Source organism: Thiobacillus denitrificans DSM 12475 (assembly GCF_000376425.1).
In the GTDB taxonomy this organism is placed as follows: domain Bacteria; phylum Pseudomonadota; class Gammaproteobacteria; order Burkholderiales; family Thiobacillaceae; genus Thiobacillus; species Thiobacillus denitrificans.
On sequence record NZ_AQWL01000007.1, the window covers coordinates 120,331 to 146,047 of the forward strand.

Sequence of the window (25,717 nt, forward strand, 5' to 3'; positions counted from 1 at the left end):
ACCAGGAGTCCTGCCATGCGTGTTTATGTGTTTTCGCTGCTCACCACCCTGATGTTCGCCACCCCGGTGCTGGCTGTCGACGCCAGAATCGAGAACGCCTGGGTGCGCCCCACGGTGCCGGGCCAGAAGGTGGCCGGCGCATTCATGGACATCAGCGCCGAACGCGACCTGGAACTGGTGACAGTCGCCACGCCGGTGGCGGCAGCGGTCGAGCTGCATTTTATGCGCATGGACGGCGAGCGCATGGAAATGCGTGAACTGGAATCGATCAGGCTGCCCGCGGGCAAGACCGTCAGGCTGGAACCCGGCGGTCTGCATGCCATGCTGATCGGTCTGAAAGCGCCACTCGGCGGCGGCGACAGCGTGCCGATGACGCTGACCGTGCGCGATGGCGCCGGCAAGCAGAGCACGATCGAGATCACGCTAACTGTGGCGGCGCCGCGCGGCTGAGACCGTGTGGAGCGAGTTGCGCCTGCGCCGCCCATCGGTGCTTCCCCGAGCCAGGCAATGCCCCCAACGCAGCGAATTCCCCACAGGCGAGCCGTGGGATTTTTCTTTCCGGCTGCGCGGCGCACATCTCTTTCCTCAACTGATCCGGCTGCTGCTTCCGGTTCGGCCGATCTCCCGGAGAATGCCTGCGCCGACTAAGTAATAGTACCGTATTGACACGGTATTGATACCAATTTACGCCGCTCCAGCGTGCCTCTGTAATGGATGCCTGGCCCTCGCGCGACGCGCGGGGCCATAAACCATAAGGAGACGCAATGAACAAATCTTTTCCCCGCACTACGCTGACGGGTGTGCTGTTGTCGGCGTTCGCCACGTTGACGCATGCCGACAACCGGCTCGATGTGAGCCTTGGACTGGTCAACATCCGTCCCGACATCGAATCGCCTGTGGTCGGGGCGGATGCCACCAACGAGACCAAGCCGATCCTGCGTCTGACTTATTACCTGAACGAAAACTTGGCGCTGAACACGTCCGCCGGGATCACGCGCCATACATTCAGCGCCGGCGGCGCGACGCTGGGCAAGGCAAGCATGGCGCCATTCCACCTGATGCTGCAATACCATTTCATGCCGAAGTCGGATTTCAGCCCCTATGTCGGCGCCGGCATCCACTACACCGTGTTCTTCAACAAGAGCGGACCGGTGTTCGACGGCTTGCGCAGGTTTCCGGCGGATACCGGAGCGGTGTTGCAGGCCGGCTTCGATTACAACGTGAACAAGGACTATTTCATCAATTTCGATGTGCAGAAATTTTACCTGGAAACCGACGTGCGGCCGGGCGGCGGCGGCGCCAAGATCGAGACCATCAAGCTCGATCCGCTGATGATCGGCCTGGCGGTAGGACGGCATTTCTGAGATGTTCGCGCCCGGGCCGGAGCGGACGGCGGGTTCGCGCACAACCAATCCCCGAAAAGGCATACGGGAAACAGCCCGCTCAAGCCCGGGCCGTCCATTCCGACGGATGCATGCGCTCAGCCGACGATCCACTCACTATGGGATTGACGGCAGGGAGCCGTGCCCGCATGACAGAGTGTCATCCGCTTGCCCTGGGCGCAGGACAGGTCGCGCCTGTCCAAGCGGACCGCAATCCAATGCCGGCCCGTCTTTGCGGCATGCCATGCCAATTGGTTCGATTATTGCATGTGTATATTATTCATCCGGACGGAGGCTGGCAGTTTCAGGCCAGACAGCGCAGGAATGACCCGATCCGACGGGAGCGATTCATTTGGATTACCCCGCTAATCCGTTTGCCTGGGTACTGCTATCGGCCGTTCTCATCCTGATGGCGGGCCTGGTGCTGCACGTTACCCGCCTCAATCTGCGGTTGCGCCATTCCAAGCAGGTGCTGGAAAACGAAATCAACGAACGTCGCCGCGCCGAAGAGAAACTGGCGGAAAACGAAAATCGGCTGCGCCAGATCATCGCTTCGGAGCCGGAGTGCGTGAAGCTGCAAACCCTCGACGGCATCCTGCTGGAAATGAATCCGGCCGGGCTGGCGCTGCTCGAAGCCAGCCAGCCGGGCGACATTATCGGCACCTCAGTCTACGACATGGTCGCACCGGAGTTCTGCGACGAATACCGCACCCTCACCGAACGGGTGTTTGCCGGGGAATCCGGTGTCATGGAGTTCCAGATCGTCAGCCTGAAAGGCCGCCGGTGCTGGATGGAGACTCACGCCGTGCCGCTGCGTGACGGGCGCGACAACGTGATCGCACTGCTTGGTATCACGCGCGACATCACGGCGCGCAAGCACGCCGAGGACGAGGTGCGCCTGCATTACCGTGAGCTAGCCCATGCTGCGCGTGTCAACACCATGGGCGAGATGGCTTCCGGTCTGGCGCATGAGCTGAACCAGCCGCTTGCCGCCATTGCCAACTACTCGCGTGGCTGCCTGCGGCGCATCCGTTCCGGCGCCGGCGCGGCGGAAGACATGACCCAGGCCATCGAGCAGGTCTGCCTGCAGGCCGAGCGTGCCGGCGGCATTATCAGCAGCCTGCGCCGTTTCGTGAACAAGGAGGACAGCCCTCACCGGGTACAGGATCTGCATGCCATCGTGCGCGAAGCCATGCTGATTGCCGGGCCGGAAGTGAAGCTGCATCAGGTCAACGTCAGGCTGAATCTGGCACCCGGCATGCCGCACGTGCTGGGCCACGCCATCCAGATCGAGCAGGTCGTGATCAATCTGGTGCGCAACGCGATCGAGGCGATGGGCGACGTGCCGCCCGAACGACGCTATCTCACGCTGCGCACCTATGTGGCGGAGGAGAAGGCGGTGGTGGAGGTGCGCGATACCGGCTCCGGGCTGGCGCGTGAAATGCAGAGCCGGATTTTCGAGCCGTTCTTCACCACCAAGTCGGTCGGCATGGGCATGGGGCTGCCGATCTGCCGCTCTATCGTCGAGGCCCATGGTGGCGCCCTGATTTCCCTGTCCAACCCGAACGGCGATGGACTCACGTTCCGCTTCACCTTATGCCGGGCTACCGCGGAGGAAATAGATGGCTGAACAACAAACTGTTTTCGTGGTCGACGACGATCAGGCCGTGCGCGAATCGCTGCACTGGCTGCTGGAGTCGGTCGGCCATCGGGTGTGCAGCTATGCCTCGGCGCACGAATTCCTCAATGCCTACGACGGCACCAGCCCGGGCTGCCTGGTGCTGGATGTGCGCATACCCGGCATGAGCGGCCTGGAGTTGCAGAATCACCTGCTGGAGCGCGACTGGTGCCTGCCGGTCATCATCGTCACCGGCCACGGCGATGTGCCGATGGCGGTGCGTGCGATGAAAGCCGGCGCGATCGATTTCCTGCAGAAGCCCTACAACGACCAGACCTTGCTCGATCGCATCCAGCTGGCCCTGGAACTGTGCCGGCAACGCCGCCACAGCCACCAGGAACTGACCCGGATCCAAGCCAACTACCGGCAATTGACACCGCGCGAACGGGAAGTCGCCGCGCACGTGGTGGCCGGCAAGGCCAACAAGGTGATTGCCATCAAACTGGGCCTGAGCCCGAAAACCATCGAGGTGCACCGCGCCAACGTCATGTTCAAGATGCATGTGAATTCCCTGCCCGAACTGGTGCAGCTATGGATGCGCATGGAAACGCCGGCGGCGAACGAGGTCAGCCCGGCTTCCTGAGACCGCGCCTGTCACAGCAGCCCCGGCTATTCTGGCCGGGCAAGGCTGGCTGTGCCGGCAGGCATAGGCATTATTCCAGCGCGTGCCGGGTGGTTCCTCCTTCTTCCGGGTTTACCCGGTCCGATTAGGGAATCTACTTATCCGGATGCGCGCTCGTCCGACTTATTTCCATCGCTGCAATGCCATTTAATGCAATCAACGGCATGCACGGTTGCGCGCCGTCGATCCCCACACACGAGAGGAAACTGACCATGTCGCAAGAAACCGTCAAAGCCGCCCTGATGCAGGCCATCACCGGCATCCAGAGCAATCCCGGCGCCGCCAAGGTGGTATTTCGTGCCGATACCCAGCTGGAAGAGGACGTACGCTGCAGCGCCAAGGTGCGCGACTTCCCTGTCATCATCGTCGACGAGCCGCCCGAGCTGGGAGGGGCCGACGCCGCACCCAATCCGGTGGAACTACTGCTGGTCGCACTGGGCGCATGCCAGGAAATCATGTATAGCGCCTACGCGTCGGTCATGGGCATTAAGCTCAATGGAGTCAAGGTCAATCTGCGCGGCTATCTCGACCTGCGCGGCCTGTTCGGTATGGATGGAGCGATTCCACCGGGCTATCAGAAAATTATTTTCGAGACCGAGGTGAATAGCCCCGCCGACACCGAATCGCTCATGAAACTGGTGCAGACCGTGGAAAGCCACTGTCCGGTGATGGATACCCTGATGCGCGCCATCGAGGTCAGCGGTCAGGTCACCCTCAACGGCAAGCTGATGGAGGCCGAGGCGCTTTCGGCCTGAGCTGAAAGCAGGGGCTCGTTCGGCGCCTCCGGGCAGCCGGACGGGCACAGGAGACCCATCATGTCCAAACATATTGCCATTATCGGCGGTGGCCCTGCGGGCTATGTCGCCGCTTCTCACGCCGCGGCGGAAGGTGCGAACGTCACCTTGATCGACCCGCATCCGCTGGGCGGCACCTGCCTGCATCGCGGCTGCATTCCCACTAAGACCTTGGTGGAGGTCTGCAATCTCCTTGCAAAGATGCGTCGCGCGGAAACCTACGGCCTGCACCTCAACGGCAGCATCGAGGCCGACTGGCCGGCGATGCGCGCCAAGGCCGGGCAGGTTATCGGCCTGCTCAATCGCGGTATCGATGGCCTCATGGCGGATCGCAAAGTGGTGCATATCCAGGGACGCGGCCGCATCGTTGACGGCCGGCGCGTCGAAGTGCGAGGGCACGGTATGGTCGAAGCCGACGCCGTGCTGATCTGCACCGGCTCCAGCCCCATCCAGCCGGCAAGTTTCCAGATCGACGGCAAACGCATCGCCACCAGCGACGACCTGCTGAAATGGGACACCCTCCCGAGTTCCCTGCTCATCGCCGGCGATGGGGTGGTGGCCTGCGAATTCGCCTTCATCATGCACACCCTGGGCGTGCAGGTGACCCTCGCCGCCATGGGTGAGCACCCGCTGTCTTTCCTGGATCAGGATATCGCCAGCGTCGTGCAGCGGGAAATGCGCAAGCTCGGCATCGAATTCATCGGCCGCTGCCTGGTGGAACGGCTTGAGGTCACGCCGAGCGGCGTCGCCGCCTATGCCGACGGCCAGCTGGTGGCCACCGCCGAACGCGCTCTGGTGGCTGTCGGGCGCCGCCCCCAAAGCGCGGGACTTGGCCTGGAAGAGGCCGGTGTGGCCGTGGGCCAGCACGGCGAGATCATGACCGACAGCCTGATGCGCACCAACCTGGCGGGGCTTTATGCGGTGGGCGACGTCAACGGCCGCCTCGCACTGGCCCATGCCGCCTCGGCGCAGGCACGTCTGGCGGTGGATCACGCCCTGGGACTGGACCCCGCGCCGCTCAACGAAGCAGCCATCCCGTGGGCCGTGTTCACCATGCCAGAGATCGGATGCGTCGGCCTCACCGAACGGGATGCCATCGCAAAAGGCCATATCGTCAGTTGCGGCCGCTTCGACCTGCGCTGCCTCGGCAAGGCCCAGGCCATGGGCGAATTGACCGGCCTGGCCAAGGTGGTGGCGGACCGTGTCAGCGGGCGCCTGCTCGGTGTCCACATCGTCGGCGCACACGCGTCCGACATGGTGCATGAGGCTGCGGTGCTAATCCGCCAGGGCGCCACCGTGCATGCCATCACCCAAACCGTGCACGCCCATCCCACTCTGTCGGAGGCGCTACTGGAAGCCGCCGAGGATGCGCTCGGCCAGGCCGTACATAAACCCATGAAACGCGAGAGACCCCATCATGCCAACACATTACCCTGAAGACCGCCTGTATCACCGCGACGCCCTCTGGCTGGAGGTTCAGGCGGGTGACGAGGCCCTGTTGGGGATCAGCTATTTCGCGCAGCAAAGCCTGGGCGAGGTCGTATTCCTTGACCTGCCCCGGGTGGGCGCTGCCATTCGCCAGGATACCCCCCTCGGGACCATCGAATCCCACAAGGCCGTGTCCGACATGATCGCACCCGTGGACGGCAGCGTGCTGGCGGTCAATCCGCGCCTGCGCGGCGAACCCGGGCTGGTCAACAGCGACCCCTATGGCGAGGGCTGGGTGTTGCGCATCCGCCTGGCCGCAGCGGTGGAAACTGGCCATCTGCTGGAGGCCGGCGGTTATCTCAAACACATCGGCCTGGCGGCATGAAGGCCGGTTTTTCATTTGAAGGAGGCCCCACATGAGCTTTACCACGCAAGACCTCATCGCCCAGGCCAGGTCCCGGATCACCGAATGGGATGCCCCTACCGCCGCGCGCGCACTGGCGGCGCGAAAAGGCATCGTCCTTCTGGACGTTCGCGAGCCTGCGGAGTTCGGCGAGGGGTGCATCGGCAGCGCCTGCAACATTCCACGCGGTGTGCTTGAATTCAAGGTCGACCCGAGCTATCCGGCCTGCGAGAAAACGCTACTCGATCGCCAACTGGAAATCCTGGTGTACTGCAAGACAGGCGGGCGCAGTGCCTTTGCCGCCCATACTCTGAAACAGCTGGGATACCTTAATGTGACCTCCCTGGCGGGCGGGATAGAGGCCTGGAAGAGCGCTGGCTTCGACATAACTCCGGCGCGGATGTGAAGGGGTAGCCGGACCATGGGAGCATGGCTCGCCTCGGCAGGCAAAAAAAATGCGGGCCCGAAATAGGCCCGCCAAAATTTAACGGGCCTGGAGGAGATACGCGGAGAGACATGGCCCGTCAAAACAAAACACCGAAGATCATTCCATCATTGAGCCGCCGCAGCCGGTGTGGAAAGAGGATTTCATTGCGGACTCCGGCGACAAAACGGCCATTCGAAAAACGACCCGCCATGGGCAGGACATTCCGCGAGGCTGGTTGTTTTGTCGATCGCACATGACATTCAGGTCCGGCCGCCAGGCATATGGGAGGCATCCAGGAATTTGTCGTAATAGATGTGTTCGCTCTGCACGCCAGCCTCGGTAAGCTGCGCTATGGCGCTGTCGATCATGCCGGGCGGGCCGCACAGATAGGCATGGCTGCTGGCCAGATCGGGAGCGATGGACGGGAGGATGTCGGTGCAGCGTCCGCGCAATCCTGGCCAGTCGCTGTCCTCCGGCTCTTGCGACAAGACCGGGATGAAATTGAAATGGCCGTTGCCCCTGGCCTTGATGTGCTGAATATCGTCCAGGCAATACAGGTCGTTCTGGGTGCGGGCACCGAACACGAAGGTTACCCGGCGCCCGAATCCCTGCATGGAAACCTGTTCCAGCAGGGCCTTGACGGGTGCCAGGCCGCTGCCTCCGGCGATGCACAGCATGGGCGCCTCCGATTCGCGCAGCCAGAAACTGCCGAACGGGCCGTTGACGGCAACCTTGGTGCCTTCGCGGTTGGTTTCGTGCAGCCAGGAGGACATCTGTCCACCGGGGACATGGCGAATGAAAAAGCTGACCTGATCCACGGGGGCATCACCGGGCGCGCTTGCGAAGGAATAGGAACGCGCCTTCTCGATCACGCCGGGAATGGAAAGCTCGGCGTACTGGCCCGGCAGATAGGCGGGCAGCGGCTCATCCAGACGCACCCGGATTTCGAGGATGTCATGGGTCAGGACGCTCGACAGGGCGATGTCGCCGGTCACACTTTTGGCGGGTGACAGGGCCTGATTTTCCTCCATGCGCACCTCGATCTCGACGTCGCTGCGCAAGCAGGTCTGGCAGGCCAGGATCATGCCCGCATCCAGTTCCTTCTCGTCCAGGACGTAGCTGAAATCGTTGAGGGGTTTGATCTTGCCGCTGATCAGGCGGGAGCGGCACTGGCCGCAGGAACCCACACGGCAGTTGTGGGGCCAGGGCAGGCCGGCGTCGAGCGCGGCCTTGAGGAGATTGTCGCCAGCCTTGACCACGACACTCTGGCCACCGGGTGACAGCCTGGCGGTAAAAGGCCCTTTGCGGGCGAACAATCCGAACATGTCGCGACTCCTTCTACAAAAAGGAGCATCGCCTGGCGCACAGCCGGGCGATGCCCGGTTGCCTTACTGATAAACCACGTCGCCCTTGAGGGAGTACAGGATGCACAGGACTTCGTCGCGTTCCCGCTTGCCCACGTTGTGCTTGTCCAGGGCCTTGAGCACATCGTCGCAGACAGCCACGAATTCGGTGTCGTTGATGTTCATGCCCTTGTGGGTGGTGATCATGTCCCTGCCGGTGTAGGTCTCGGGACCGCCGAATCCGGCGCAGCACATTTCGGTGACCAGGCGCTTGACCGTGGCCGGGTCGCTATTGGCGTAGCGCTTGTTGACCAGCGGATTGCTCACGTGGTTGTTCCAGATGTCCTCGACGATGGCCTCGATTCCGGGGCGGCTGCCCAGGCGCTCGTAGAGGGTGGCGGTGTCCTGTTGCAGGGCGGTTTCGGTAGGTGCGTTCATCTCGTTCTCCTTGGGTTCTGGGCGGCCGGACCATTCCGGCCGCCTGAAGTCGCGCCGATGGCGCGGGGATTACATGGCGTAGTTGACTTCCAGCTTCTGACCGCTGATCGCCTCGGGCGGCACTTCGTAACCTACCTTGCGGTTGATCGCGGCGGCGATCTTGCGCTCTTCCGGGCTGGCGAAATCGCGGTCCCAGATAGCCAGTTTCTTCTTGTAGACCGCGTGCCACAGGGGCGGAATCAGGGCCAGGACGAACTCGCTGTAGTAGCCGATGCGGGCATTGGGTGCGCCATTCGGAGAGGACGGGGTGCCCACGCTGGTCAGTTCCCAGAAATGGGTTTCGCCACGGTCATGGTGATCCGCCTGGCGGCCGATTTCGATGAAGGCCCAGCTGGTGAAGGCATTGTCGTTGTCCCAGGAATGGCGATATTCGATGGGCTCGCCCTTGACCCGGATCAGACCGTAGTGCTCCATGTAGTTGAGGGCCTCCAGCTCGAAGTTGGAGATCACCCACACCACCAGCATGACGGCCAGGCCGATCAGCAGGCCACTCACGCCTGCCCCCAGGTAGCCAGCGCCGAGAAACAGGGCCACGGTGGGGAGGCTCAGGAGGTAACCACGGATCCAGCGATTGGAGAACGAGAGGAAGGATTTGCCCATCCGCTTGAGGCGCTTCTTCTCGGTCAGGATGCCGAAATAGGACTGGCCGATATGGGAAATCAGGAAGTGCTTGTACAGGCTGCGGCCGCGGGGCGCGGTAGCGGGGTCGGTGTCATCCCCCATCTTGTTGCCCTCGGGACCCAGCCAGGAGCGTCCGAGTTCCAGGTGGTGGTTGTAGACGTGGGCGAAGCAGAAATGGGCGGTGCCCGACAGCGCCATCATCGCGCGCGAGATGAGGAAGCTGAACCCCTTGGTATGAGCCAGCTCATGCCCGAAGATGATACCCAGGCCCTGATGCATGCCCACGGACAGGGTGGCGCCGATCAGTTGCAGGCCGGTGAGACCGCTCTGGTATTCGTATCCATTCCACGTCATGGTCTCAATGGGAGCGCCGGACGCGTACTGGTACACGCGCCAGGCAAGCGCGATCTGCAGGATGATGAAGCTGATCAGCTGGGTGTACATCATCAGATTAAGGAAAGCAGGTGAGCCGACGGGCTGGCCTTTTCCGTTTGTAGCCGCGCCCTTGGTATGGAAAGCCGAACTCAGGGTGTCCAGCATGATGTTCATGCCGAAAATCCCCACACCCAGCCAAACCCAGTCCCCACCCATGAGTACGCCCAAGAGGCAGGCAAGGATGCCCAATGGGGTGTAGAGATAGACAAGATGTCCAAGAATCAAATTGCGCATGCTCTTGCTCCTTTTCGTTTTTGAAAGCGGTTGGAATCGAGACAGTCCGTGCTGTCCCGATGGAATGGCACAGTCCGTCTGTGGCGTATTTATAAGGCGAAACAACAGGCGGGAAAATCCGCAGTACTACGGATGGATACGTGGTTTTACGGGCTATCCGGAAAGCCGTCCGATTGCGGGGCGGCGGGGTTTGCAGCGGTGGACGGGTCAGGCCGTGCGGGCGGCGTCGATGCCTCTCAGCCTTTCGGTACGGCCTGCACGACCATCTCGATGAGCTGCCCAAGGGAGTGCGCGCCCATTTTTTCCATGATGCGGGCGCGATAGCCCTCCACGGTGCGTACCGATAGCCCCAGTTTGTAGGCGATGACCTTGTTGGGCTTGCCGTGGCGCAGCAGATCCAGCACTTCCTGTTCGCGCGGGGTCAACGTGGACAGGTTGCGCGTGGTGTGGTCGCACTGGTCCTGCTGTTCCCAGATCGCATGATATTTTTTCAGCGCGGCATGGATGGCATCCAGCAGGGCCTGGTCGTTGAAAGGCTTCTGCAGGAATTCCAGTGCGCCGGCCTTCATGGCCCGCACGGCGACGGGCACGTCGCCGTGCCCGGTGATGATGATCACCGGCAGATGGACGCCTTGCTCCTGCAGCTGGTCCTGCAGTTCCAGGCCGCTGATGCCGGGCATGCGGATGTCCAGTACCAGGCAGCCGCGCATGCCGGGATTGCAGGCCGACAGGAATTCCTGGGCCGTGGCATAGGTGCGGGCGCTCAGGCCGACCTGTTCCACCAGCCAGCGGATGGCGTCGCGTACCGCGGGGTTGTCGTCCACCACGTGGACCATGGGCTTAATCGGAGGAAGGGATTGCATGCGCTTGATCCTCATCGCCTGGCAGGGTGAAACAGAAGGTGGCGCCCTGGTCGGAACTGCCTTCGAGCCAGAGCCGACCGTTGTGGGCCTCGATGATGCTTTGGCTGATGCCGAGACCGATGCCCAGGCCGTCGGGCTTGGTGGTGAAGAAGGGCTCGAACAGACGGTCCGCTACCTCTTGTGTGCAACCCCGTCCGCGGTCGTGAATCTCCATCCGTACCCCTCGCCTGCCTTGGCGGCGGGCCTTGATCAGGAGCTGCCGGCGCGGTTCCTCGACGCCAGCCATGGCGTCTATGGCGTTGCGCGCCAGGTTGAGCAGCACCTGTTCGATCTGGATCGGGTCGGCCAGCACCCTGGGCAGGTTGCGGGCCACCGCCAGCTCGACCTTCACGCCACTGTGCTGGGCGTCGGCATGGATGAATCCGGCCACTTCCTGTATCACTTCCTTCAGGCAGACTCGACGGCGGTTCATGTCGCCCTTGCGGGCAAAATGACGCAGGCGCCGGAAAATCTCGCTGGCCAGTTCGGCCTGGCGCACTACCTGTTCCAGGCCGTAGCGTGCCCGCTCCGCACTGCCGTCCGCATCCGTGAGGACGCGCAGGGCGGTCTGGGCGTAGGTAGTGATGGCGCACAGGGGCTGATTCAATTCGTGGGCCAGGCCCGAGGTCATTTCGCCCAGGGTGCTTAGGCGCGCCACATGTGCCAGTTCGGCACGGTGCTGGCGGTCTTGCTCCTCGGCCCTGACCAGTTCGGTGATGTCGTGTCCGGTGGAAATGAAATGGGTGATGCGTCCCTGATCGTCCTTGAGGGGGCTGATGGTTTTCGATTCATGGTACAGGCTCCCGTCCTTCTTGCGGTTGACGAGCGTGCCTCGGTATACGCCGCCTGTGCCAATGACCTGCCACAACGCATCGTAGAATTTGTTGTCGTGCAGGCCCGAACGCAGGAAATAGGTTTTTTGTCCGATCACTTCCTCCTCCCGGTAGCCGGTGAGGGTTTCGAAAGCCGGGTTCACATATTCGATGAAACGTTCGCGGTCGGTGATGATGACGGCGTCGGCGGCCTGCTCCAGCGCCCCCGACAGCTTGCGCATATGGGCATCGGCCCGTTCCCGGCGCAGCTCGCTGCCCACCCACTGGGACATGAGCTTGAGGATCTCGCGGTCGGCAGAACTGAAGGGTTTGGGACGTGGGCTGGGGCTGGCGAAACAGAGGGTGCCGTAGAGCTCGTTCTCGACCTGGACGCGCACCCCGATGTAGGCCTCCAGCCCGCTCCGGGTATGGTTGGGGTGGCCGCGCCATTCGCTGATCCCGGCATGTTCCAGGGCCACCGGCTCGCTGGAGAGCACAGTGCCGCCGCAATAGGTCTGTTTTAGTTCGCGGGTGCTGCCTACGGGAAACAGTTCTTCTCCACCCACCGAATCCAGCACTCTGAATATGTCGCCGTTGACCTGAGAGAGGATGCCGATGGGCAGGCCGAACTGCTCGCATCCCAGCTTGAGCAGGCGATTGAGCTTTTCTTCCAGGGTCAGCGAGCGATTCGAGCTGATCTCGTGAAAACCGCGCAGCACGGTAGCGTGCAGGCGCAGTTCGTCCTCGGCCCGGCGGCGCTCCTGCTCTGCCCGTATGCGGTCGGTGACGTCCTGCATGATGAGCATGATGCCGCGCTGGCCGGTACGGTAAGTCAGGGGGGTGCAGCCTGTTTCCACGAAACGGGGCGTGCCGTTGGCGGCATGGAACTCGAATACCTCGGCTGCGGGGCGGGGGACGTGCGGCGCGCAGCGGCCCAGCAGGGCGCACAGCCGTTCCCGTTCGGCGATCGGGAATAGATCGCTCAGCAGCCGCCCCAGTGCGCCACGTTCCGCAACGCGCAGCGTGTCCTGGGCCTGCCGGTTGAGCGTGAGGATTGCGCCGGCCTGGTCCACGGTCACCACGCCGATGGGCGCGTGGTCGAGCAACTGATCCAGGTAGTGGGATGCCTCGGGCTGCAGCAGGGGCAGCTTTTCAAGACGGATCTGGGAGGAAGACAGGGCGTTCTGATAGCGGATGCGCAGGCGCCGCCGCTCGGCCGCCTGACGCAGGATCGCGGGCAGGCCGTCCACTTCGTCGGTGGGCCAGGGCGTCACCTCGTTGCCCAGAAACGGGCTGAACATGAGGGTGCGTTTGAGCTGATCGCAATCAGCGGGGTGGCTGAGAATGAGGATGGGGATATGTTTGTCGTGCACGTGGATGCGCTGGGCTACCCGCACCGGGTCTTCCAGGGTCATTCCCAGGACCACTGCGTCCACCGGCAGGCCGCCGCCTTCCATGTGGAGGAACAGCTTGTTCTGGTCGTTCAGGTCTTCCACCGTCAGTGCCGGGCACAGCTGGTTTTTCAGCAGCCGGGCCAGCGCCCGATCCACCCCTACCAGGCTGACCAGTCCGGGAATCTCGGGCAGCGACGCGGTCATGGCCTGTCGGACTCAGTCCGTGAGTAGAGGCTGGCCCATCAGCGCCCGACCGATCCATACGCGCAGGATATCGGTGGTGGGGGACATGAGATGGGCGGCGCGGGCATCCCGTAGCAGCCGGTGCAGGCGCGAACCGCTGCGGTATCCGATGCCGCCGCACAGGGTCATGGCCTCATTGACCATCGCCACGGCGCAGTCGGCCACCTCCACCTTGGCTGCCATCACCGCCATCAGGGCGTCGGGCTCGCCGGCATCGAAGCTGGCAGCGGCGTGGTAGGTGAGCCTGCGGGTGCGTTCGAGCATGCCCCACAGGGTGCCGAGACGATGCTGCAGCACCGGGGTCTGGGCCAGGCTGGAACCGGTATGGGCGTGATAGCGGCGCATGAGGTGCTTGCGTGCCTCCTCCAGGGCGGTGGTGGCCACGCCCAGGAAGGTGCCCGCCATGGCCATCAGGAAGTAGGGCGTCACCACGTTGAAGATGTACCAGATCTGGTCGCCTTCCTTGCCCAGCAGGTTGCTGTGCGGCACCTCCACTCCATGCAGCTCCATGGAGCGCGAGGAATTGCCGCGCATCCCGAGACCATCCCAGGGCTGGCCCCATTGCAGGCCGGATGCGTCGGCGGGCACCACGATGCAGGAGAACTGCCCCGCCGGCGCGTCCGGATCTGCTGCCACCGCCGACACTACATAGGAATCCGCGTGGCCGCCGTTGGTGACGAAGGTCTTGGTCCCGGTCAGGCTGTAGCGCTCGGGATTCAGGGATTCCAGGCTGGTCTGGGGCAGGTAGAAATGAGCACCGGTGCCCGCCTCGCTCAAGGACAGGGTGGTGATGTGCCTGCCTTCGCAAATGGGGGCCAGAAAACGGGCCTGCTGGTCCGGGGTGGCATGGGCTGAGATCACCGATGCGCCCACGCTGTGCATGCCGAAGCAGATGGCGGTGGAGGCGCATTCCTGACCCAGTACTTCGCACACCCGGGCCAGTGCCAGCAGGCCGTGGCCTTTGCCGCCATAGGCCGCAGGCACCACCAGACCGCCGAGTCCCGCCTGCTGCAGCGCGCGAATACCGGCCTCCGGCCAGCGCGCGTCGCGGTCCACCGCTTCGGTAGCTGGTGCGACCACCTCCCGGGCAATCTCCTGAGACTTGTGCAGCAGGGCTTCCAGATTTTGTCCGACGCCTGTCGATGCCCTGTCGGCAATCCGGTTACGTGTCGATTTCACCTGCATGGGCAGTCCTCCTGCATGAGGCCGCGCCGGGCGGCGAGTTGGGGTTGCCGGTCCAATACCTTCACTCCGGCCCGTTCAAGGGGTCGAGGTGAAGGTGCCGCTCGCAATCAATGATGCTCGATGAGCGAGAAGCTCCGTACTTTTTGTATCGACTCAATACGGTTTGCATTGGTACCCACTACGCAGTTGCCACCGGCGTCGCAACCCCAGATATGATAAGCCTTGAAACTGTGCAAATCTTCCGGAAGTTGATCGCGGTGCGGCATTTCCCGGGCAATGAGTTTATCCTCGCTGCCTTCCTTGAGCATCTGTTGCCGGATATTGGCCAGTTCGGACATCAGCTGGGTGGCTTGCTGGCCGTCCCAGTGGCCCACCACGCGGCCGGCATTGGTCTTGATTTCGTCGCTCATGTTTCTTCCCCTTAAAATCGGTCTGCGATCATGAGCAGCACCGCCCTGGGGATGACCCAGTTGCTGCCCTGTTTCTGCTCCTGGACGGCAATGAGTAGATCGTCCCGCGTGAAATGGATGCCCCGGTCCGCTGCGAGGCTGCGATAGAGCTGTATGAAGCTCTCTTTGTCCGGAGTCTGATCCAGCCTGGCTAACAGGCTCTGGTCGTTCATCACGGCCTCGCCAAACTGCTTGATGGATTGTTCGAACGGACGGGCCATCTGGTCCCGTTCCATCGCGGTTTTGAGCATATCGATCTCCTGTGTACCCCAGATTTACAGTACAACCGAGCCCATTTGATCCTGCAGGCTCGATCCCGTCCGCGCGGGCGAACCCGATGCGGCAATCCCCGGGTTGCGGGGATGTGGGGAAGACTCTACCGGCCTCGCGCGTTCAAGATAAGCCGAATGTCTACGCCCGGCCATGCGTACAATTACGCATGGCCGAGGTGTCTCCAGGGTCAGCCAGCCTCGACGCGCAGCGCCTTGGCCGGGCAGGCGGCCACCACCTGCCGCACCTGCTCCTCGCTGGCGTTTTGCGGCTCGATCAGGAATTGGCCGTTTTCCACTTTGAATACTTCAGGCAGGGTTTTTACGCAATTGCCGCTGTGGCAGCAGGCCTGGTCGTCCCAAATAACTTTCATGGTGTTTGCCTCTTTCTCGGGTGAATGGAAGGGATCCCCGACCATCGTCGGGCACCGCCTGCATTCTTGATTCTGGGCGGGGGAATGCCTAGTGGGGGAAGTACCTGGCCGCCACGGGATTCTACGTGGGCGGCGCTGAACTCAGGCGGCCGGATCGTACATGTCGTGAGTAATCGTGTGGCGGTTGGCGATGAGTTCGTCGATGGATGGCTCGTCGTTAAGGGCGCGCTTGATCGCCAGTTTGGTGGCTTCGTAGTTGGTGCGGTAGAGATCCTTGTGGTCCAGCTTGGGGTCGGTGGCACAGCGGGGGTCGATCCACACCAGGCTGACGATGCACAGCTCGTTGATCTGATCCCGCGGCAGAATGCCGTCGATGACGCAGTCCAGCACGGCGTCGGCAGTGGCGGCCTGCACGGTGCCGCCGAACAGATCCACGTAGGCCATGCTTTTCATGGTGACCTTGGGCACCATCAGCGTGGCGGGACGCACTTGCTGATTGCAGGCGCGGATGGCGAACATGCGGGTATGGCCGGCGGTCTGCCCCATCATGTTGGCGAAGGCGTGCCCTACGGGGCCATCCACACTGCCGATAAGGATTTCAGGCATGGCGTCGGTGTACTGGCCTTCGCTGGCCAGGACGGTGGCTTCGCCGGATTTGAAAACGATTTTGTTCAAGGGGGTTCCTTTCAAAATGGGTGGGGCATCGGAGAAAATGGGCCGCGGCTATTGGGGCGGCGGACGCGGTGCGGTTCGGGCGCGAGGCGCAAAGGCTTCTGGGTGAGCCGAGCTGGTTGCCGCCGTTCAGGGACGGCTGTTGCCGATGCTCTCCATGTAGAAATCGTTTGGATCCTGCTTCGGTACGGGATAGTTCTCGCGCGCCCGTCGAGCGTCGCGCGCCAGCGCGTCGATATTGTCTCCGGTCAGGGTCTTCATGAACGCGACGAGATCCGCCTTTTCTTCTTCCGTCAGATTGAGCGGAAAGATCAGGGGAGATTTGTCGGGGTTGTCCACGCCGCCCTTATTGTAGAACTCGACGACCGCCTCCAGGGTGGAGAAAGCGCCATCGTGCATGTAGGGTGCGGTGATGGCGACGTTGCGCAGGGAGGGGGTCTTGTACGCCCAGCGATCCTTGGGATCGAGCGTGACCTCGTAGCGTCCGACGTCGGGCAGCGGTTTCTCGAAGTCGTCCAGTTGTTCGTCGCTTACGTCCACGAACACCCCCGGCGCAAGCTGTACTTTGTAAGTGGTCCTTACCGGAGCCATGCTGCGTTGCCAGCCGTGTCCCGTGTTGTAGAACTTGTGGTCGGTGAAGAGGGCGTGCTTCTCCCCGACGGTATGGCAGGCGATGCAGCTTCCCTTGCCGCGGAATACTTCGAATCCTCGCTGCTCCCTGGCGTTGAGCGCATTCTTCTCGCCGCCGTAATACCAGCGGTCGAAGCGGGAATTTCCCGACACCATGGCGCGCTGGTAGCTCGCCAGGGCGAATCCGATGCGCTCGGCCGTCGCTTCGCCGCCGAAAGCGGCCTCGAACCGCCCTTTGTATTCGGGCATCATCTTGATCTTCTCGACGACGTAGCCGATGGACGGCATGTTCATCTCGTTCTTGGCGAGCAGCGGTGCCCAGACCTGATCCTCGAGATGGAGTTCGCGGCCTTCATGGAACAGGCTGCGCTGGTAGCCGACGTTGTATATGGCGGGCGAGTTCCGGCGAAGGCTGCGTCCCTGCAGACCGATGGCGGCTCCCAGTTCGTGCGAGGTGAAACCCTGTTCGGGGACATGGCACATGGCGCACGACATGACGTTGTTGTGCGACAGGCGGCGATCCATGAAGAGTTTCCGGCCCAGATCGATCTTTTCCTGGGTCAGCGGGTTGGCCTCGGGAATGAACAGCGGGGGCAGGCCCAGTGGAGGCGTCGGGTTGACGGGGGTGTCGGCCGAGATGGCGAGCGGGAGCAATAGACCCGCGCCCGCGAGTCCGATCAAAAAGATGTTCTTCATTTCAGTGCTGCCCCGTCTTCGAGAAGGAGAGTCAGAATGTCGTTGTAAACGACGTCCGGGTTCAAGTATGAAGCTGTATAGATTTCGCGCACATCTCCGGCGCGATCTATCAGGAAGACCTTCAATACGTGGCTCATGGTCCCAAGCGGTTGCCCGGTTTTGGGATCGAGATCGAAATACACATCCTGCCGGTATGCGTCCAGGATGGGAATCAGTTCGCGCAGCGAGGCCGTCGTCAGAAAATCCCACTGCATACCCTTTGCGGCGTTCGCATCCGCGCCGGCATAGAGCTTGAGCACTTCGGGCGTATCCCGCTCGGGATCGAACGAGAGACTGACGAGCCGGGTTTTACCGGTGAGCTGGGGTTGCTCGCGTTCCATCCGGCTCTTGATCAGGTGGAACACCGTATAGGCGTAGGGGCAGCCGTTGGGATCGGCGCAACTGGAGTAAATGAAAGACAACAGGGTGACCTTGCCGCTGCCAAAGGAATCGGCGAGTGCACGGACGCGGCCTTCGGTATCCAGAACCTGGCCGCTGGCGGCGTGCTGGATTTTTTGCAGGGTATAGGTTCCCGGCGGATGGGTTTCGTAATCGAAAATCAGTTCGCCGCTTGCATTGGGGTCTTTGACCGGGACGGCGGCCGCATGGCTAGGCAGAGAGGCGCAGGCCAGGGAAAGCGGAAACAGCAGAGACAAAAGAGACTTGAAAACTCCCCCCCCCCGCGAGGGGGGGGGGAGTGCCCGTATCACGATATTGGCACTCTGGTATGACATGACAACCTCTGGGTGTTTATTTGCTCAACAGATCGGTCAATGCAAGCTTGCCCTGCGTGCTTGCACCGTCGAGCCTGGCCTGGAGAGGCTGCAGCTCTTTCAGGTTGATCGCCTGGAACTTCATGTGGTGAGCACGACCGAGCTTTTCCTTGTAGAAATCGATCGAGAACACTTCGGCAAGTTTCTTGCCATCCCAGTTATACATCTTCAGGAGCTGGTCATCACCCTTGCCCTTCTTGTCCCAGTTGCCGAGCAGCGAAGTGGTGAAATACACACGCTTGCCGTCGAAGGATTGCGACACCATATTGACCTGTGAGGCAATTTTTTTCTTGTAGATCATCTTCGGTTTCATGGGATCGGAGAAATCCCAGTACTGTGTCACGCCATCCAGGAAGGTGTTGGCCCACAAGCCCTTGCCGTCGGCACTGAGCGAGATGTCGACGGGCAATGGAACGGGGCTTTCGGTCTGGATGGTGCCCACGTCGTAGGCCTGCCATTCCTTGCTGCTGTCCTGCTTGACGACCCACAGCTTGCCGGTCAGCGCAGCCGCGGTGACGGCCCAGTTGTCGCCCTCCTTCAGCGACCAGCGGATTTCCAGCGGCGCACCCGGTACTTCGAAGACCTTCTTCGGCTTCAGGGTCTTGGCGTCCCAGATCGCCATGGTCTTGCCGAAATGCTTCATCGCCTCGGGGTCCTTGACCAGCTTGCCCATGTCCATCATGTAGTTGTTCCAGCCGGTGAAGCTGGAGGTCAACAGCACGTTCTGCTGCGGGTTGATGCCCAGATCGTAGCCGTAGCCGTCGGCGTACACGCCCTTGAAGGTGCCGGTCGGCATGTCGATCGTGTTGATCAGCTCGCCGTCGTTGTTGTAGACGACCAGACCGGTGCGGCCGCCGTGGTCCTTGGTGTTGGACAGCGCCTGGATCAGCATGCGGCCCGGCAGGGCGTAGAAGGTGTGCGGGCCGACGAAACCGGTCTTCTCGGCGAAGTCGGTGATCGTCTTGACCAGCTTTGGCTTGGCAGGGGTGCTGTGAATATCGAAGATGAAGATTTTGTTCGAATCGAGCGCACCTGCCCACATGTAGCGGCGGTCGTCGGTGAAGCCCATGTGGTGCGCTTCGCCGCGGTCGCCCGTGGAGAGAGAGGCAATGACCTTGCCGAAGGTCTTGGAACCGGGGCGGACGTCGACGGTGACGAGCTTGTCGGAACCGTCGCCGATGCCTTCCACGCCCAGTGTCCACACGTAGACGAGGTCTTCCTGTCCCTTGATCAGCGGGGTGAAGGGCGAGTTGCAGGTCTCGTCGGCATGCGAGAGGCTGGGCAGGGCGACAACGCCCAAAGCGACAGTGGCAGAAACGGCGGCCACCAGGGCCTGCAGAGAGAAGCGGTTGTTACATTTGGACATATCAGTCTCCTTAAACCTAAGCCTTTGAACTGGAAAACGTACAAGCGCAACGCTCCTTGACCCATCATCGGGCGGCTGGAGTGAAGTTCGCAGCCCATATAAAGCAACATTCGCTCCAGGAATTATTTTATATAAAAATCAGAATGTTCCGTGTTTTTTTAAGGATTTTCCCTATATTTATTTACCGATGAATGATCATGTTACGTGTGCGGGTAGGGGTTAACCCTTGGTCGGGTTGAACTGAACGATTCGGGACAATGTGACAATGTGTCTCGTCTTCGGGTCACGCGGCGGTCAGGTCTTCAACTGACCATATGAAATGAATCGCGCTATGGCGATTCGATGGCAATACGCCTGTCAGGATAGGCCCATGAAGCCATAACGGTAACGTAGACTAGTAATCCCGAATGGCCAAAGCCGCGAACAACTCGTCCCGCTCGGCGGGCGTACTGGCCTTCGTGGCCTGGTCTACCACTTCCCGTGACAGGTGACCGGAAAAAATCCTGATGAAGTCGTAATGACAGGCGCGCAGGAACAGGCCTTTGCGGAAACCGATGCGGGTGATACTGGGCTCGAACAGGAAGCTGGCATCCAGAAAGCTGAGGTCGCTATCAAGGCCTTCATCCTGCGCCATCTCGGCCAGAATACCCACCCCCAGCCCTAGACGGATGTAAGTCTTGATCACATCCGCATCGGTGGCGGTCAGTGCCACACGGGGCGCAAGCCCGCGTTGCTGGAAAGCATCGTTGATGCGGGAGCGGCCGGTGAAACCGAACACATAAGTAAGAATGGGGTATTCGGCCACTGCCTCCAGCGTCAATGGCGCAACCTTCTCCAGGGCGTGCCCTCCTGGTACCACTACAGCGCGGTTCCAGCGATAACAAGGCAACATGATCAGTTCATCGAAGAGATGCAGGGATTCTGTGGCGATGGCAAAGTCGACCCCGCCACTGGCTGCCATTTCCGCGATCTGGGCCGGACTACCCTGATGCAGATGCAGGCTCAGTTCCGGATAGATGCGCCGGAAGGCGCGGATGACAGGAGGCAGCACATAGCGGGCCTGGGTATGGGTCGTGGCGATGGACAGTTCACCGCTCCCCGGATTACTGAATTCGAGTGACACCCGACGGATAGCCTCCACGTTGGCGAGTGTGCATTCCGCCAGTTCCATGACCGCCCGCCCTGCTGTGGTAAACCCGGTAAGCTGGCGTCCTGCGCGCTCGAACAGGGGCACGCCCAGCTCTTCCTCAAGCAAACGGAGTTGTTTGCTCAAGCTGGGCTGCGACTTGAAAAGCCGCTCGGCCGCGCTGGTGACATTGAACCCGCTGCGGGCCAAGGCTAGGAGATAGCGCAGTTGCTGTAGCTGCATGAGACATTCCTCTGGATGACAATGGCAAGCCGGCCCCGCATGAATACGCCTGGCGCCGGGGAAAAATTTGCAATGCGTCAGCCAGGCAAGGGGGCATTCTTCACCATGAGCCGGTGCCCGGAACGGTCGCGGATAGCGTCAGCCATCAGGGGCGTGATCGTGGATGAGTCGACGCGGACGTTCTCCGCCTGGATCGAGCACATCTAATTGGGCGCCTGCCGGTGTCTTTTGGCCGGATCGTTGACTGCCCCGTCGCAGGCACGGCTGATCGCTCGCCTATCGTTTTGACAAGCAAGTTTAATGCCGGATTTTATGCCGCGCAGGCTGCTGTCGGCGATGGCTTTGGGCCAGGGAGAGGGACGGAAAAATTGCCTGTCGTGGGCGTTCCTGCCTGAGTGCTCCCAGGCTTCAGCAAGAAGTTCTCACCGGTCTGGCGACTTCCGGTGCCACCATCCCGGCGTCTGATCATCTTCTGACGACATGGCAGGCAGGCAGGATCGAAACATGGCACACGTCTTTTTGCGGCCATAGCTTTCAGTCATGAAGCCATGATCAATGATGATTTTACTGCGCCACGCTGGCTCGTTAATCTGCAAATCCGATTACCGACAAGGAATTGCGCCATGAATGCCGCCCTGACCCTGCTGCAGCCCTTTGCAGACGATATTTCCGAATGGTTCGATGCAGACGGTTATTTTGCGAAACCCCCCTTATGGAGCAGTCAATTGGCGGAGCGCATCGCATTGGAGGAGGGCATTCCTGTACTTACCCCACAACACTGGCAAGTCATCAACCACGTACGCAACCGTTATTTCGCGCTCGGTAGCTTGCCGGTAATGCGCCTGGTCTGCCGCTCAACCGGTCTGGATCGCCACAAGGCCCACAAGCTGTTTCTGGGTTGCAAGAGCCTATGGCGCGTAGCCGGTCTGCCCAATCCCGGGGCGGAAGCCTCCGCCTATATGAACTGACTCACCTTCTGGCCGGCGGCCGAGCCTGATCGCCAAACCCGATAAAGTATTTTCAGGCCCAACGAGAGAAGTTCAATGTACCAATATGACGAATACGACCAGCGTATCGTTGACGAACGCGTCGCGCAGTTTGCCGATCAGACCGCCCGTTTTCTTGCCGGCGAACTGAGTGAAGACGAGTATCGCCCGCTGCGCCTGCAAAACGGCCTGTACATTCAGCGTCATGCGCCAATGTTGCGCGTTGCCGTTCCCTACGGCAACCTGCGTTCGGATCAGCTACGCATGTTCGGCCATATTGCGCGCACCTATGACCGCGGCTACGGCCACTTCAGTACGCGCCAGAATTTGCAGTTCAACTGGCCGAAGCTGGAGTGCGTACCGGAAATTCTGGGTTTGCTCGCCACGGTACAGATGCATGCCATCCAGACTTCGGGCAACTGCATCCGCAACGTCACCTCCGACCCCTTCGCCGGTGTCGCTGCCGATGAGCATATCGACCCCCGGCCATGGTGCGAAATCGTGCGCCAGTGGAGCACCTTTCACCCCGAGTTCGCATTCTTGCCGCGCAAGTTCAAGCTCGCTGTCAATGGCGCGGCGCAGGATCGCGCCATCATCCAGGCCCACGACATCGGCCTCGATCTCGTCCGCGACACCGAGGGCAATACCGGTTTCCGTGTCCTGGTGGGTGGCGGCCTTGGTCGCACGCCGATCCTCGGCGAGGAAGTGTCTGCCTTCGTGCCCTGGCAGCAGATTCTCAACTATTGCGAGGCCATCCTGCGAGTCTACAATCTTCATGGCCGCCGCGACAACGCCTACAAGGCGCGCATCAAGATTTTGGTGAAATCGCTCGGCGTGGCGGAGTTCGCGCGCCAGGTGGAAGCTGAATTCGCACTTATGAAAGATGGCCCTTCGACACTGACGCAGGCGAAAATAGAGCGTGTAGCCAGCCGTTTCAGCGCCCCGCTACTACCTGAGCTGCCAGTAAACGAGGCTGGCCATATGGCGCACCTGGCAGGCAACAAAGCCTTTGCCAACTGGGTTAAACGCAACGTGCGTGCGCACAAGGCGCAAGGTTACGCCAATGTGGTTCTGTCCCTGAAGAAGTCCGGCGTCGCCCCCGGAGACGTTACCGCCGATCAGTTCGACGCCATCGCCGATCTGGCCGACCAATACGCTTTCGGCGAGGTGCGCAGTACGCATGAACAGAACCTGGTGCTCGCCAGTGTGCGCCAGGCCGACCTGTTTGCCGTGTGGCAAAAGGCACGCGCGCTCGGTTTGGCAACTCCCAACATCGGCCTGCTTACCGATATGATCGTCTGCCCTGGCGGCGACTTCTGCGTGCTTGCCAATGCCAAGTCGATTCCTATCGCTAAAGCCATCCAGCAACGTTTCGACGATCTTGACTACCTGCATGACATAGGCGAGATCGAACTCAATATCTCCGGCTGCATGAATGCCTGTGGCCACCATCATGTCGGCCACATCGGCGTGCTCGGCGTCGATAAGCATGGCGAAGAGTGGTACCAGGTGACAATAGGCGGCGACCAGGGCAACGCGACCGCGCTCGGCAAGGTCATCGGCCCGTCGTTTAAGGCCGCGGAAATGCCGGACGTGATCGGCTCCCTGCTTGGCAACTATATCGACCACCGTCATGAAGATGAACGTTTCATCGACACCGTTCGCCGGATTGGCACCGAATCTTTCAAAACCCGCGTATATACCGAACGTCTTGAACGTCTCGAAGTCCTGGGAGTCTGCTGATGCCGCAAATCATCAGGGACGGCCGTATTCAGGATGACGCATGGAAAGTGCTGCGCCTGGGCGAAAACGATGATGCGGTTACGCTGAAGGTGCCTGCCGGTCGCGTGATTGTGCCGCTGGCGGTGTGGCGCGCGCAGCGCCCGCACCTGAAAGACCGCGCTGAAGCGGGCGCGCTCGGGGTGTGGCTTGCAGGGGACGCAGAACCGTCCGAATTCGCCGGCGATCTGGCCATACTTCAGCTGATCGCGATCGACTTCCCGGTGTTCACCGATGGCCGCGGCTACTCGATAGCCACGCTGCTGCGTTCCCGCTATGGCTACACCGGCGAATTGCGTGCAATCGGCGAGGTGCTGCGCGACCAGTTTTTCTTCATGATCCGCTGCGGTTTCAGCGCCATCCAGCCGCACGAAGGCCGGTACAGCCCAGCGCAGATCGAAGCGGCGCTAGCCAGCTTGAGCGACTTTCCGGCGCTCTATCAGGGTGCGGTGGGGGATCGGGCCCCCTCAACCAAAAAAAGAAGAGAGACAACGATGGGCTGCCATCAACGCATCTGAAACAGTTCTTGATGGAAGCGCTCCGGCGGCAGGCCATGGGCGAGGAAGTCCTCGCGCAGCGCCTGGCCGAACCCCGGCGGGCCGCAGAACCAGAGACTGGCCGATCGCCATTCCGGCACGGCGGCGCGGATGCGTTCACCATTCAAGCGCCCGTCTTTCGGGCTGACAAGCAGATGCATGCGCACGTCAGCGGCTTCGGCATCTGCGGTGAGGCGGTCAATGGCCGCCTGGTCGAATTCGCCGGTCGGATGAAAGAGATCGATCGTCTTCGCTTCCGGCACAACGGCACGTTGCTTGAGGCGGGCGATAAAAGGCGTGATGCCGATGCCCGCACCGACCCAGATCTGATGCGGCTGTGCATCATTAAAATCGAAGCAGCCGTAAGGGCCTTCCACCGTCACCGGCGTGCCGATCGTCAATCGTTCCCGCAAACGACCGGTGTGGTCACCCAGGGCCTTGGTAATGAAGACGATGTGGCGGTCATCGGGATTCCAGGCCGAGGCGATGGTATACGGGTGCGCACCTTCGCTGTTATCCGCGGTGACGAAAGCGAACTGCCCGGCAGTATGGCCGCGCCAGCCTTCCCCCAACACGACGGAGGTTTCGAGTACACGCAGCGCCGGGAAGTAGGTCAGGGCATCGATGCTGCCCTGGGCTTTGCGGCCTGTGCCGATCCGGCCCGTCAGGGCCAGCAGTGCAGCCACGCTGCCGCCTAGCAGCAAACCGCCCAGCAGCCAGCCTACAGGCTGTGCCCAGTACGCCACCTTGGTGAGTATCGCGGAATGGTAGGCCAAGGCAAGGTAGGCGGCCGCGAGCAACTTGTGGGTCTTGACGAACAAGTGGTAGGGGAAGCGTTTGACCAGGGCGAGAACGATCAGCACCACGGCCGCGTAGAACGCCCATTCGCCAATGGATTCGGCCAGTCCGCGCTGGCTGAGCAGCCAGCCTTCGATGCCGTCGAGGGGCGCGCCGGCGGCGGGTCCGCGCTGCGGTTTTTCCAACCACCCCCAGCCCACCATCCACTTGGTGCCTTTCCCCCACCACCAGTGAACGATGGCGACCACCAGCGCGCTGATGCCCAGCCACTTGTGCAGACGGTACATCTTGTCCAGCCCGTCCAGATGCGGTTCCAGCCACTTCGGGCGCAGCGCCAGCAGCATGGCGATGCTCATTAACCCGATGCCGAGCACGCCGCTGTATTGCATGAACACGGCGCGGAACGAAAAATACGTGAACGGTTCCGGTGCCAGTGTGTCGGCGATCAGCCATAGGGCCGTAAGCAGTAGCAGTATGGCCAGAAATGAAACTTTAATGCGCTTCATGGATTACCGTCCACTGCAATGTCGTATCGAGCCCCACGTCCCGGTTCAACGGCGGCATGTAGCGTCCCGCTTAA

At 61.5% G+C, this 25,717-nt stretch carries 26 protein-coding genes; 11 read left to right on the plus strand and 15 right to left on the minus strand.

The features are described from left to right. Positions 1-15: 15 nt before the first annotated feature. The 8 genes from B059_RS0112515 (at position 16) to B059_RS0112550 (ending at position 6,713) form a co-directional block, all read left to right on the plus strand. A complete protein-coding gene (locus B059_RS0112515; RefSeq protein ID WP_018078601.1) occupies positions 16-450 on the plus strand; it encodes a copper chaperone PCu(A)C in 435 nt (144 codons plus the stop codon). Between the two features lie 314 nt (positions 451-764). After that, positions 765-1,364: an OmpW/AlkL family protein gene (locus B059_RS0112520; protein WP_018078602.1), complete on the plus strand. Its 600-nt coding sequence runs from the start codon at positions 765-767 to the stop codon at positions 1,362-1,364. A gap of 370 nt (positions 1,365-1,734) precedes the next feature. Continuing rightward, on the plus strand, positions 1,735-3,012 hold the full coding sequence (locus B059_RS0112525) for a sensor histidine kinase (RefSeq protein ID WP_018078603.1): 1,278 nt from the start codon (positions 1,735-1,737) through the stop codon (positions 3,010-3,012). Continuing rightward, positions 3,005-3,643, plus strand: a complete 639-nt coding sequence (locus B059_RS0112530; RefSeq protein WP_018078604.1) for a response regulator transcription factor — start codon at positions 3,005-3,007, stop codon at positions 3,641-3,643. The genes B059_RS0112525 and B059_RS0112530 overlap by 8 nt, the downstream gene beginning before the upstream one ends. Positions 3,644-3,894: 251 nt before the next feature. Next, a complete protein-coding gene (locus B059_RS0112535; RefSeq protein ID WP_018078605.1) occupies positions 3,895-4,437 on the plus strand; it encodes an OsmC family protein in 543 nt (180 codons plus the stop codon). A 60-nt stretch (positions 4,438-4,497) separates the two neighbouring features. Further along, entirely contained in the window at positions 4,498-5,913 is a 1,416-nt protein-coding gene (gene lpdA / locus B059_RS0112540) for a dihydrolipoyl dehydrogenase (protein WP_018078606.1), read from the plus strand. Next, entirely contained in the window at positions 5,894-6,289 is a 396-nt protein-coding gene (gene gcvH / locus B059_RS0112545) for a glycine cleavage system protein GcvH (RefSeq protein ID WP_018078607.1), read from the plus strand. Before lpdA ends, gcvH begins: the two co-directional genes overlap by 20 nt. A 31-nt stretch (positions 6,290-6,320) precedes the next feature. Then, complete coding sequence (locus B059_RS0112550; RefSeq protein ID WP_018078608.1) at positions 6,321-6,713, plus strand: rhodanese-like domain-containing protein; 393 nt, start codon at positions 6,321-6,323, stop codon at positions 6,711-6,713. Positions 6,714-6,994: 281 nt separating this feature from the next. On the opposite strand, the gene B059_RS0112555 is transcribed toward B059_RS0112550, so the two are convergent. The 14 genes from B059_RS0112555 to cysB all read right to left on the minus strand — a co-directional run bounded on the left by B059_RS0112555 (position 6,995) and on the right by cysB (position 21,038). Continuing rightward, positions 6,995-8,059 (minus strand): NADH:ubiquinone reductase (Na(+)-transporting) subunit F, encoded by a 1,065-nt coding sequence (locus B059_RS0112555; protein ID WP_018078609.1) that lies wholly within the window; start codon positions 8,057-8,059, stop codon positions 6,995-6,997. 63 nt (positions 8,060-8,122) lie between these two features. After that, positions 8,123-8,515, minus strand: a complete 393-nt coding sequence (locus tag B059_RS0112560; protein ID WP_018078610.1) for a group I truncated hemoglobin — start codon at positions 8,513-8,515, stop codon at positions 8,123-8,125. 69 nt (positions 8,516-8,584) lie between these two features. Then, complete coding sequence (locus B059_RS0112565; RefSeq protein WP_018078611.1) at positions 8,585-9,865, minus strand: fatty acid desaturase; 1,281 nt, start codon at positions 9,863-9,865, stop codon at positions 8,585-8,587. A gap of 236 nt (positions 9,866-10,101) precedes the next feature. Beyond that, positions 10,102-10,728, minus strand: a complete 627-nt coding sequence (locus B059_RS0112570) for a response regulator transcription factor (RefSeq protein WP_026177510.1) — start codon at positions 10,726-10,728, stop codon at positions 10,102-10,104. Further along, positions 10,706-13,177 carry a PAS domain S-box protein gene (locus B059_RS0112575; protein WP_018078613.1) on the minus strand — a complete coding sequence of 824 codons (2,472 nt, stop codon included), beginning with the start codon at positions 13,175-13,177 and terminating at the stop codon, positions 10,706-10,708. The genes B059_RS0112570 and B059_RS0112575 overlap by 23 nt, the downstream gene beginning before the upstream one ends. Before the next feature lie 12 nt (positions 13,178-13,189). Then, on the minus strand, positions 13,190-14,401 hold the full coding sequence (locus B059_RS0112580; protein ID WP_018078614.1) for an acyl-CoA dehydrogenase family protein: 1,212 nt from the start codon (positions 14,399-14,401) through the stop codon (positions 13,190-13,192). A 107-nt stretch (positions 14,402-14,508) separates the two neighbouring features. Then, positions 14,509-14,811, minus strand: coding sequence for a hypothetical protein (locus tag B059_RS0112585; RefSeq protein WP_018078615.1), 303 nt, complete (start codon positions 14,809-14,811; stop codon positions 14,509-14,511). Between the two features lie 11 nt (positions 14,812-14,822). Continuing rightward, entirely contained in the window at positions 14,823-15,101 is a 279-nt protein-coding gene (locus tag B059_RS19020; protein ID WP_018078616.1) for a Nif11-like leader peptide family natural product precursor, read from the minus strand. A 209-nt stretch (positions 15,102-15,310) separates the two neighbouring features. Then, complete coding sequence (locus B059_RS0112595) at positions 15,311-15,493, minus strand: (4Fe-4S)-binding protein (protein WP_026177512.1); 183 nt, start codon at positions 15,491-15,493, stop codon at positions 15,311-15,313. A 141-nt stretch (positions 15,494-15,634) separates the two neighbouring features. Then, entirely contained in the window at positions 15,635-16,168 is a 534-nt protein-coding gene (gene fae / locus B059_RS0112600) for a formaldehyde-activating enzyme (RefSeq protein ID WP_018078618.1), read from the minus strand. A gap of 126 nt (positions 16,169-16,294) precedes the next feature. Continuing rightward, complete coding sequence (locus tag B059_RS19025) at positions 16,295-17,491, minus strand: cytochrome-c peroxidase (RefSeq protein WP_051068514.1); 1,197 nt, start codon at positions 17,489-17,491, stop codon at positions 16,295-16,297. Next, positions 17,488-18,264, minus strand: a complete 777-nt coding sequence (locus B059_RS19030) for an SCO family protein (RefSeq protein ID WP_081601623.1) — start codon at positions 18,262-18,264, stop codon at positions 17,488-17,490. Before B059_RS19030 ends, B059_RS19025 begins: the two co-directional genes overlap by 4 nt. A gap of 16 nt (positions 18,265-18,280) precedes the next feature. After that, a complete protein-coding gene (gene mtoX / locus B059_RS0112615) occupies positions 18,281-19,669 on the minus strand; it encodes a methanethiol oxidase (protein WP_018078619.1) in 1,389 nt (462 codons plus the stop codon). A gap of 394 nt (positions 19,670-20,063) precedes the next feature. Then, complete coding sequence (gene cysB, locus B059_RS0112620; RefSeq protein WP_018078620.1) at positions 20,064-21,038, minus strand: HTH-type transcriptional regulator CysB; 975 nt, start codon at positions 21,036-21,038, stop codon at positions 20,064-20,066. A gap of 623 nt (positions 21,039-21,661) precedes the next feature. Between cysB and B059_RS0112630 the strand changes: the two genes are divergently transcribed. The 3 genes from B059_RS0112630 to B059_RS0112640 all read left to right on the plus strand — a co-directional run bounded on the left by B059_RS0112630 (position 21,662) and on the right by B059_RS0112640 (position 24,321). Beyond that, positions 21,662-22,006, plus strand: coding sequence for a TusE/DsrC/DsvC family sulfur relay protein (locus B059_RS0112630; RefSeq protein WP_018078622.1), 345 nt, complete (start codon positions 21,662-21,664; stop codon positions 22,004-22,006). Between the two features lie 75 nt (positions 22,007-22,081). Continuing rightward, positions 22,082-23,767, plus strand: coding sequence for a nitrite/sulfite reductase (locus B059_RS0112635; RefSeq protein ID WP_018078623.1), 1,686 nt, complete (start codon positions 22,082-22,084; stop codon positions 23,765-23,767). After that, the gene (locus B059_RS0112640; protein WP_018078624.1) at positions 23,767-24,321 is read left to right on the plus strand and encodes a DUF934 domain-containing protein; all 555 of its coding nucleotides are present in this window, start codon (positions 23,767-23,769) and stop codon (positions 24,319-24,321) included. Before B059_RS0112635 ends, B059_RS0112640 begins: the two co-directional genes overlap by 1 nt. Here B059_RS0112640 and B059_RS0112645 read toward each other — a convergent pair. Then, on the minus strand, positions 24,309-25,643 hold the full coding sequence (locus B059_RS0112645) for a ferredoxin reductase family protein (RefSeq protein ID WP_018078625.1): 1,335 nt from the start codon (positions 25,641-25,643) through the stop codon (positions 24,309-24,311). The genes B059_RS0112640 and B059_RS0112645 overlap by 13 nt on opposite strands. Positions 25,644-25,717 lie beyond the last annotated feature (74 nt).

What these genes read in the sequence shown, in the direction of transcription:
- B059_RS0112515 (WP_018078601.1), top strand. Translation starts at nt 16, where the DNA reads ATGCGTGTTTATGTGTTTTCGCTGCTCACCACCCTGATGTTCGCCACC.
- B059_RS0112520 (WP_018078602.1), top strand. Translation starts at nt 765, where the DNA reads ATGAACAAATCTTTTCCCCGCACTACGCTGACGGGTGTGCTGTTGTCG.
- B059_RS0112530 (WP_018078604.1), top strand. Translation starts at nt 3,005, where the DNA reads ATGGCTGAACAACAAACTGTTTTCGTGGTCGACGACGATCAGGCCGTG.
- B059_RS0112535 (WP_018078605.1), top strand. Translation starts at nt 3,895, where the DNA reads ATGTCGCAAGAAACCGTCAAAGCCGCCCTGATGCAGGCCATCACCGGC.
- lpdA (WP_018078606.1), top strand. Translation starts at nt 4,498, where the DNA reads ATGTCCAAACATATTGCCATTATCGGCGGTGGCCCTGCGGGCTATGTC.
- gcvH (WP_018078607.1), top strand. Translation starts at nt 5,894, where the DNA reads ATGCCAACACATTACCCTGAAGACCGCCTGTATCACCGCGACGCCCTC.
- B059_RS0112550 (WP_018078608.1), top strand. Translation starts at nt 6,321, where the DNA reads ATGAGCTTTACCACGCAAGACCTCATCGCCCAGGCCAGGTCCCGGATC.
- B059_RS0112555 (WP_018078609.1), bottom strand. Translation starts at nt 8,059, where the DNA reads ATGTTCGGATTGTTCGCCCGCAAAGGGCCTTTTACCGCCAGGCTGTCA.
- B059_RS0112560 (WP_018078610.1), bottom strand. Translation starts at nt 8,515, where the DNA reads ATGAACGCACCTACCGAAACCGCCCTGCAACAGGACACCGCCACCCTC.
- B059_RS0112565 (WP_018078611.1), bottom strand. Translation starts at nt 9,865, where the DNA reads ATGCGCAATTTGATTCTTGGACATCTTGTCTATCTCTACACCCCATTG.
- B059_RS0112570 (WP_026177510.1), bottom strand. Translation starts at nt 10,728, where the DNA reads ATGCAATCCCTTCCTCCGATTAAGCCCATGGTCCACGTGGTGGACGAC.
- B059_RS0112575 (WP_018078613.1), bottom strand. Translation starts at nt 13,177, where the DNA reads ATGACCGCGTCGCTGCCCGAGATTCCCGGACTGGTCAGCCTGGTAGGG.
- B059_RS0112580 (WP_018078614.1), bottom strand. Translation starts at nt 14,401, where the DNA reads ATGCAGGTGAAATCGACACGTAACCGGATTGCCGACAGGGCATCGACA.
- B059_RS0112585 (WP_018078615.1), bottom strand. Translation starts at nt 14,811, where the DNA reads ATGAGCGACGAAATCAAGACCAATGCCGGCCGCGTGGTGGGCCACTGG.
- B059_RS19020 (WP_018078616.1), bottom strand. Translation starts at nt 15,101, where the DNA reads ATGCTCAAAACCGCGATGGAACGGGACCAGATGGCCCGTCCGTTCGAA.
- B059_RS0112595 (WP_026177512.1), bottom strand. Translation starts at nt 15,493, where the DNA reads ATGAAAGTTATTTGGGACGACCAGGCCTGCTGCCACAGCGGCAATTGC.
- B059_RS19025 (WP_051068514.1), bottom strand. Translation starts at nt 17,491, where the DNA reads ATGAAGAACATCTTTTTGATCGGACTCGCGGGCGCGGGTCTATTGCTC.
- B059_RS19030 (WP_081601623.1), bottom strand. Translation starts at nt 18,264, where the DNA reads ATGTCATACCAGAGTGCCAATATCGTGATACGGGCACTCCCCCCCCCC.
- mtoX (WP_018078619.1), bottom strand. Translation starts at nt 19,669, where the DNA reads ATGTCCAAATGTAACAACCGCTTCTCTCTGCAGGCCCTGGTGGCCGCC.
- cysB (WP_018078620.1), bottom strand. Translation starts at nt 21,038, where the DNA reads ATGCAGCTACAGCAACTGCGCTATCTCCTAGCCTTGGCCCGCAGCGGG.
- B059_RS0112630 (WP_018078622.1), top strand. Translation starts at nt 21,662, where the DNA reads ATGAATGCCGCCCTGACCCTGCTGCAGCCCTTTGCAGACGATATTTCC.
- B059_RS0112635 (WP_018078623.1), top strand. Translation starts at nt 22,082, where the DNA reads ATGTACCAATATGACGAATACGACCAGCGTATCGTTGACGAACGCGTC.
- B059_RS0112640 (WP_018078624.1), top strand. Translation starts at nt 23,767, where the DNA reads ATGCCGCAAATCATCAGGGACGGCCGTATTCAGGATGACGCATGGAAA.
- B059_RS0112645 (WP_018078625.1), bottom strand. Translation starts at nt 25,643, where the DNA reads ATGAAGCGCATTAAAGTTTCATTTCTGGCCATACTGCTACTGCTTACG.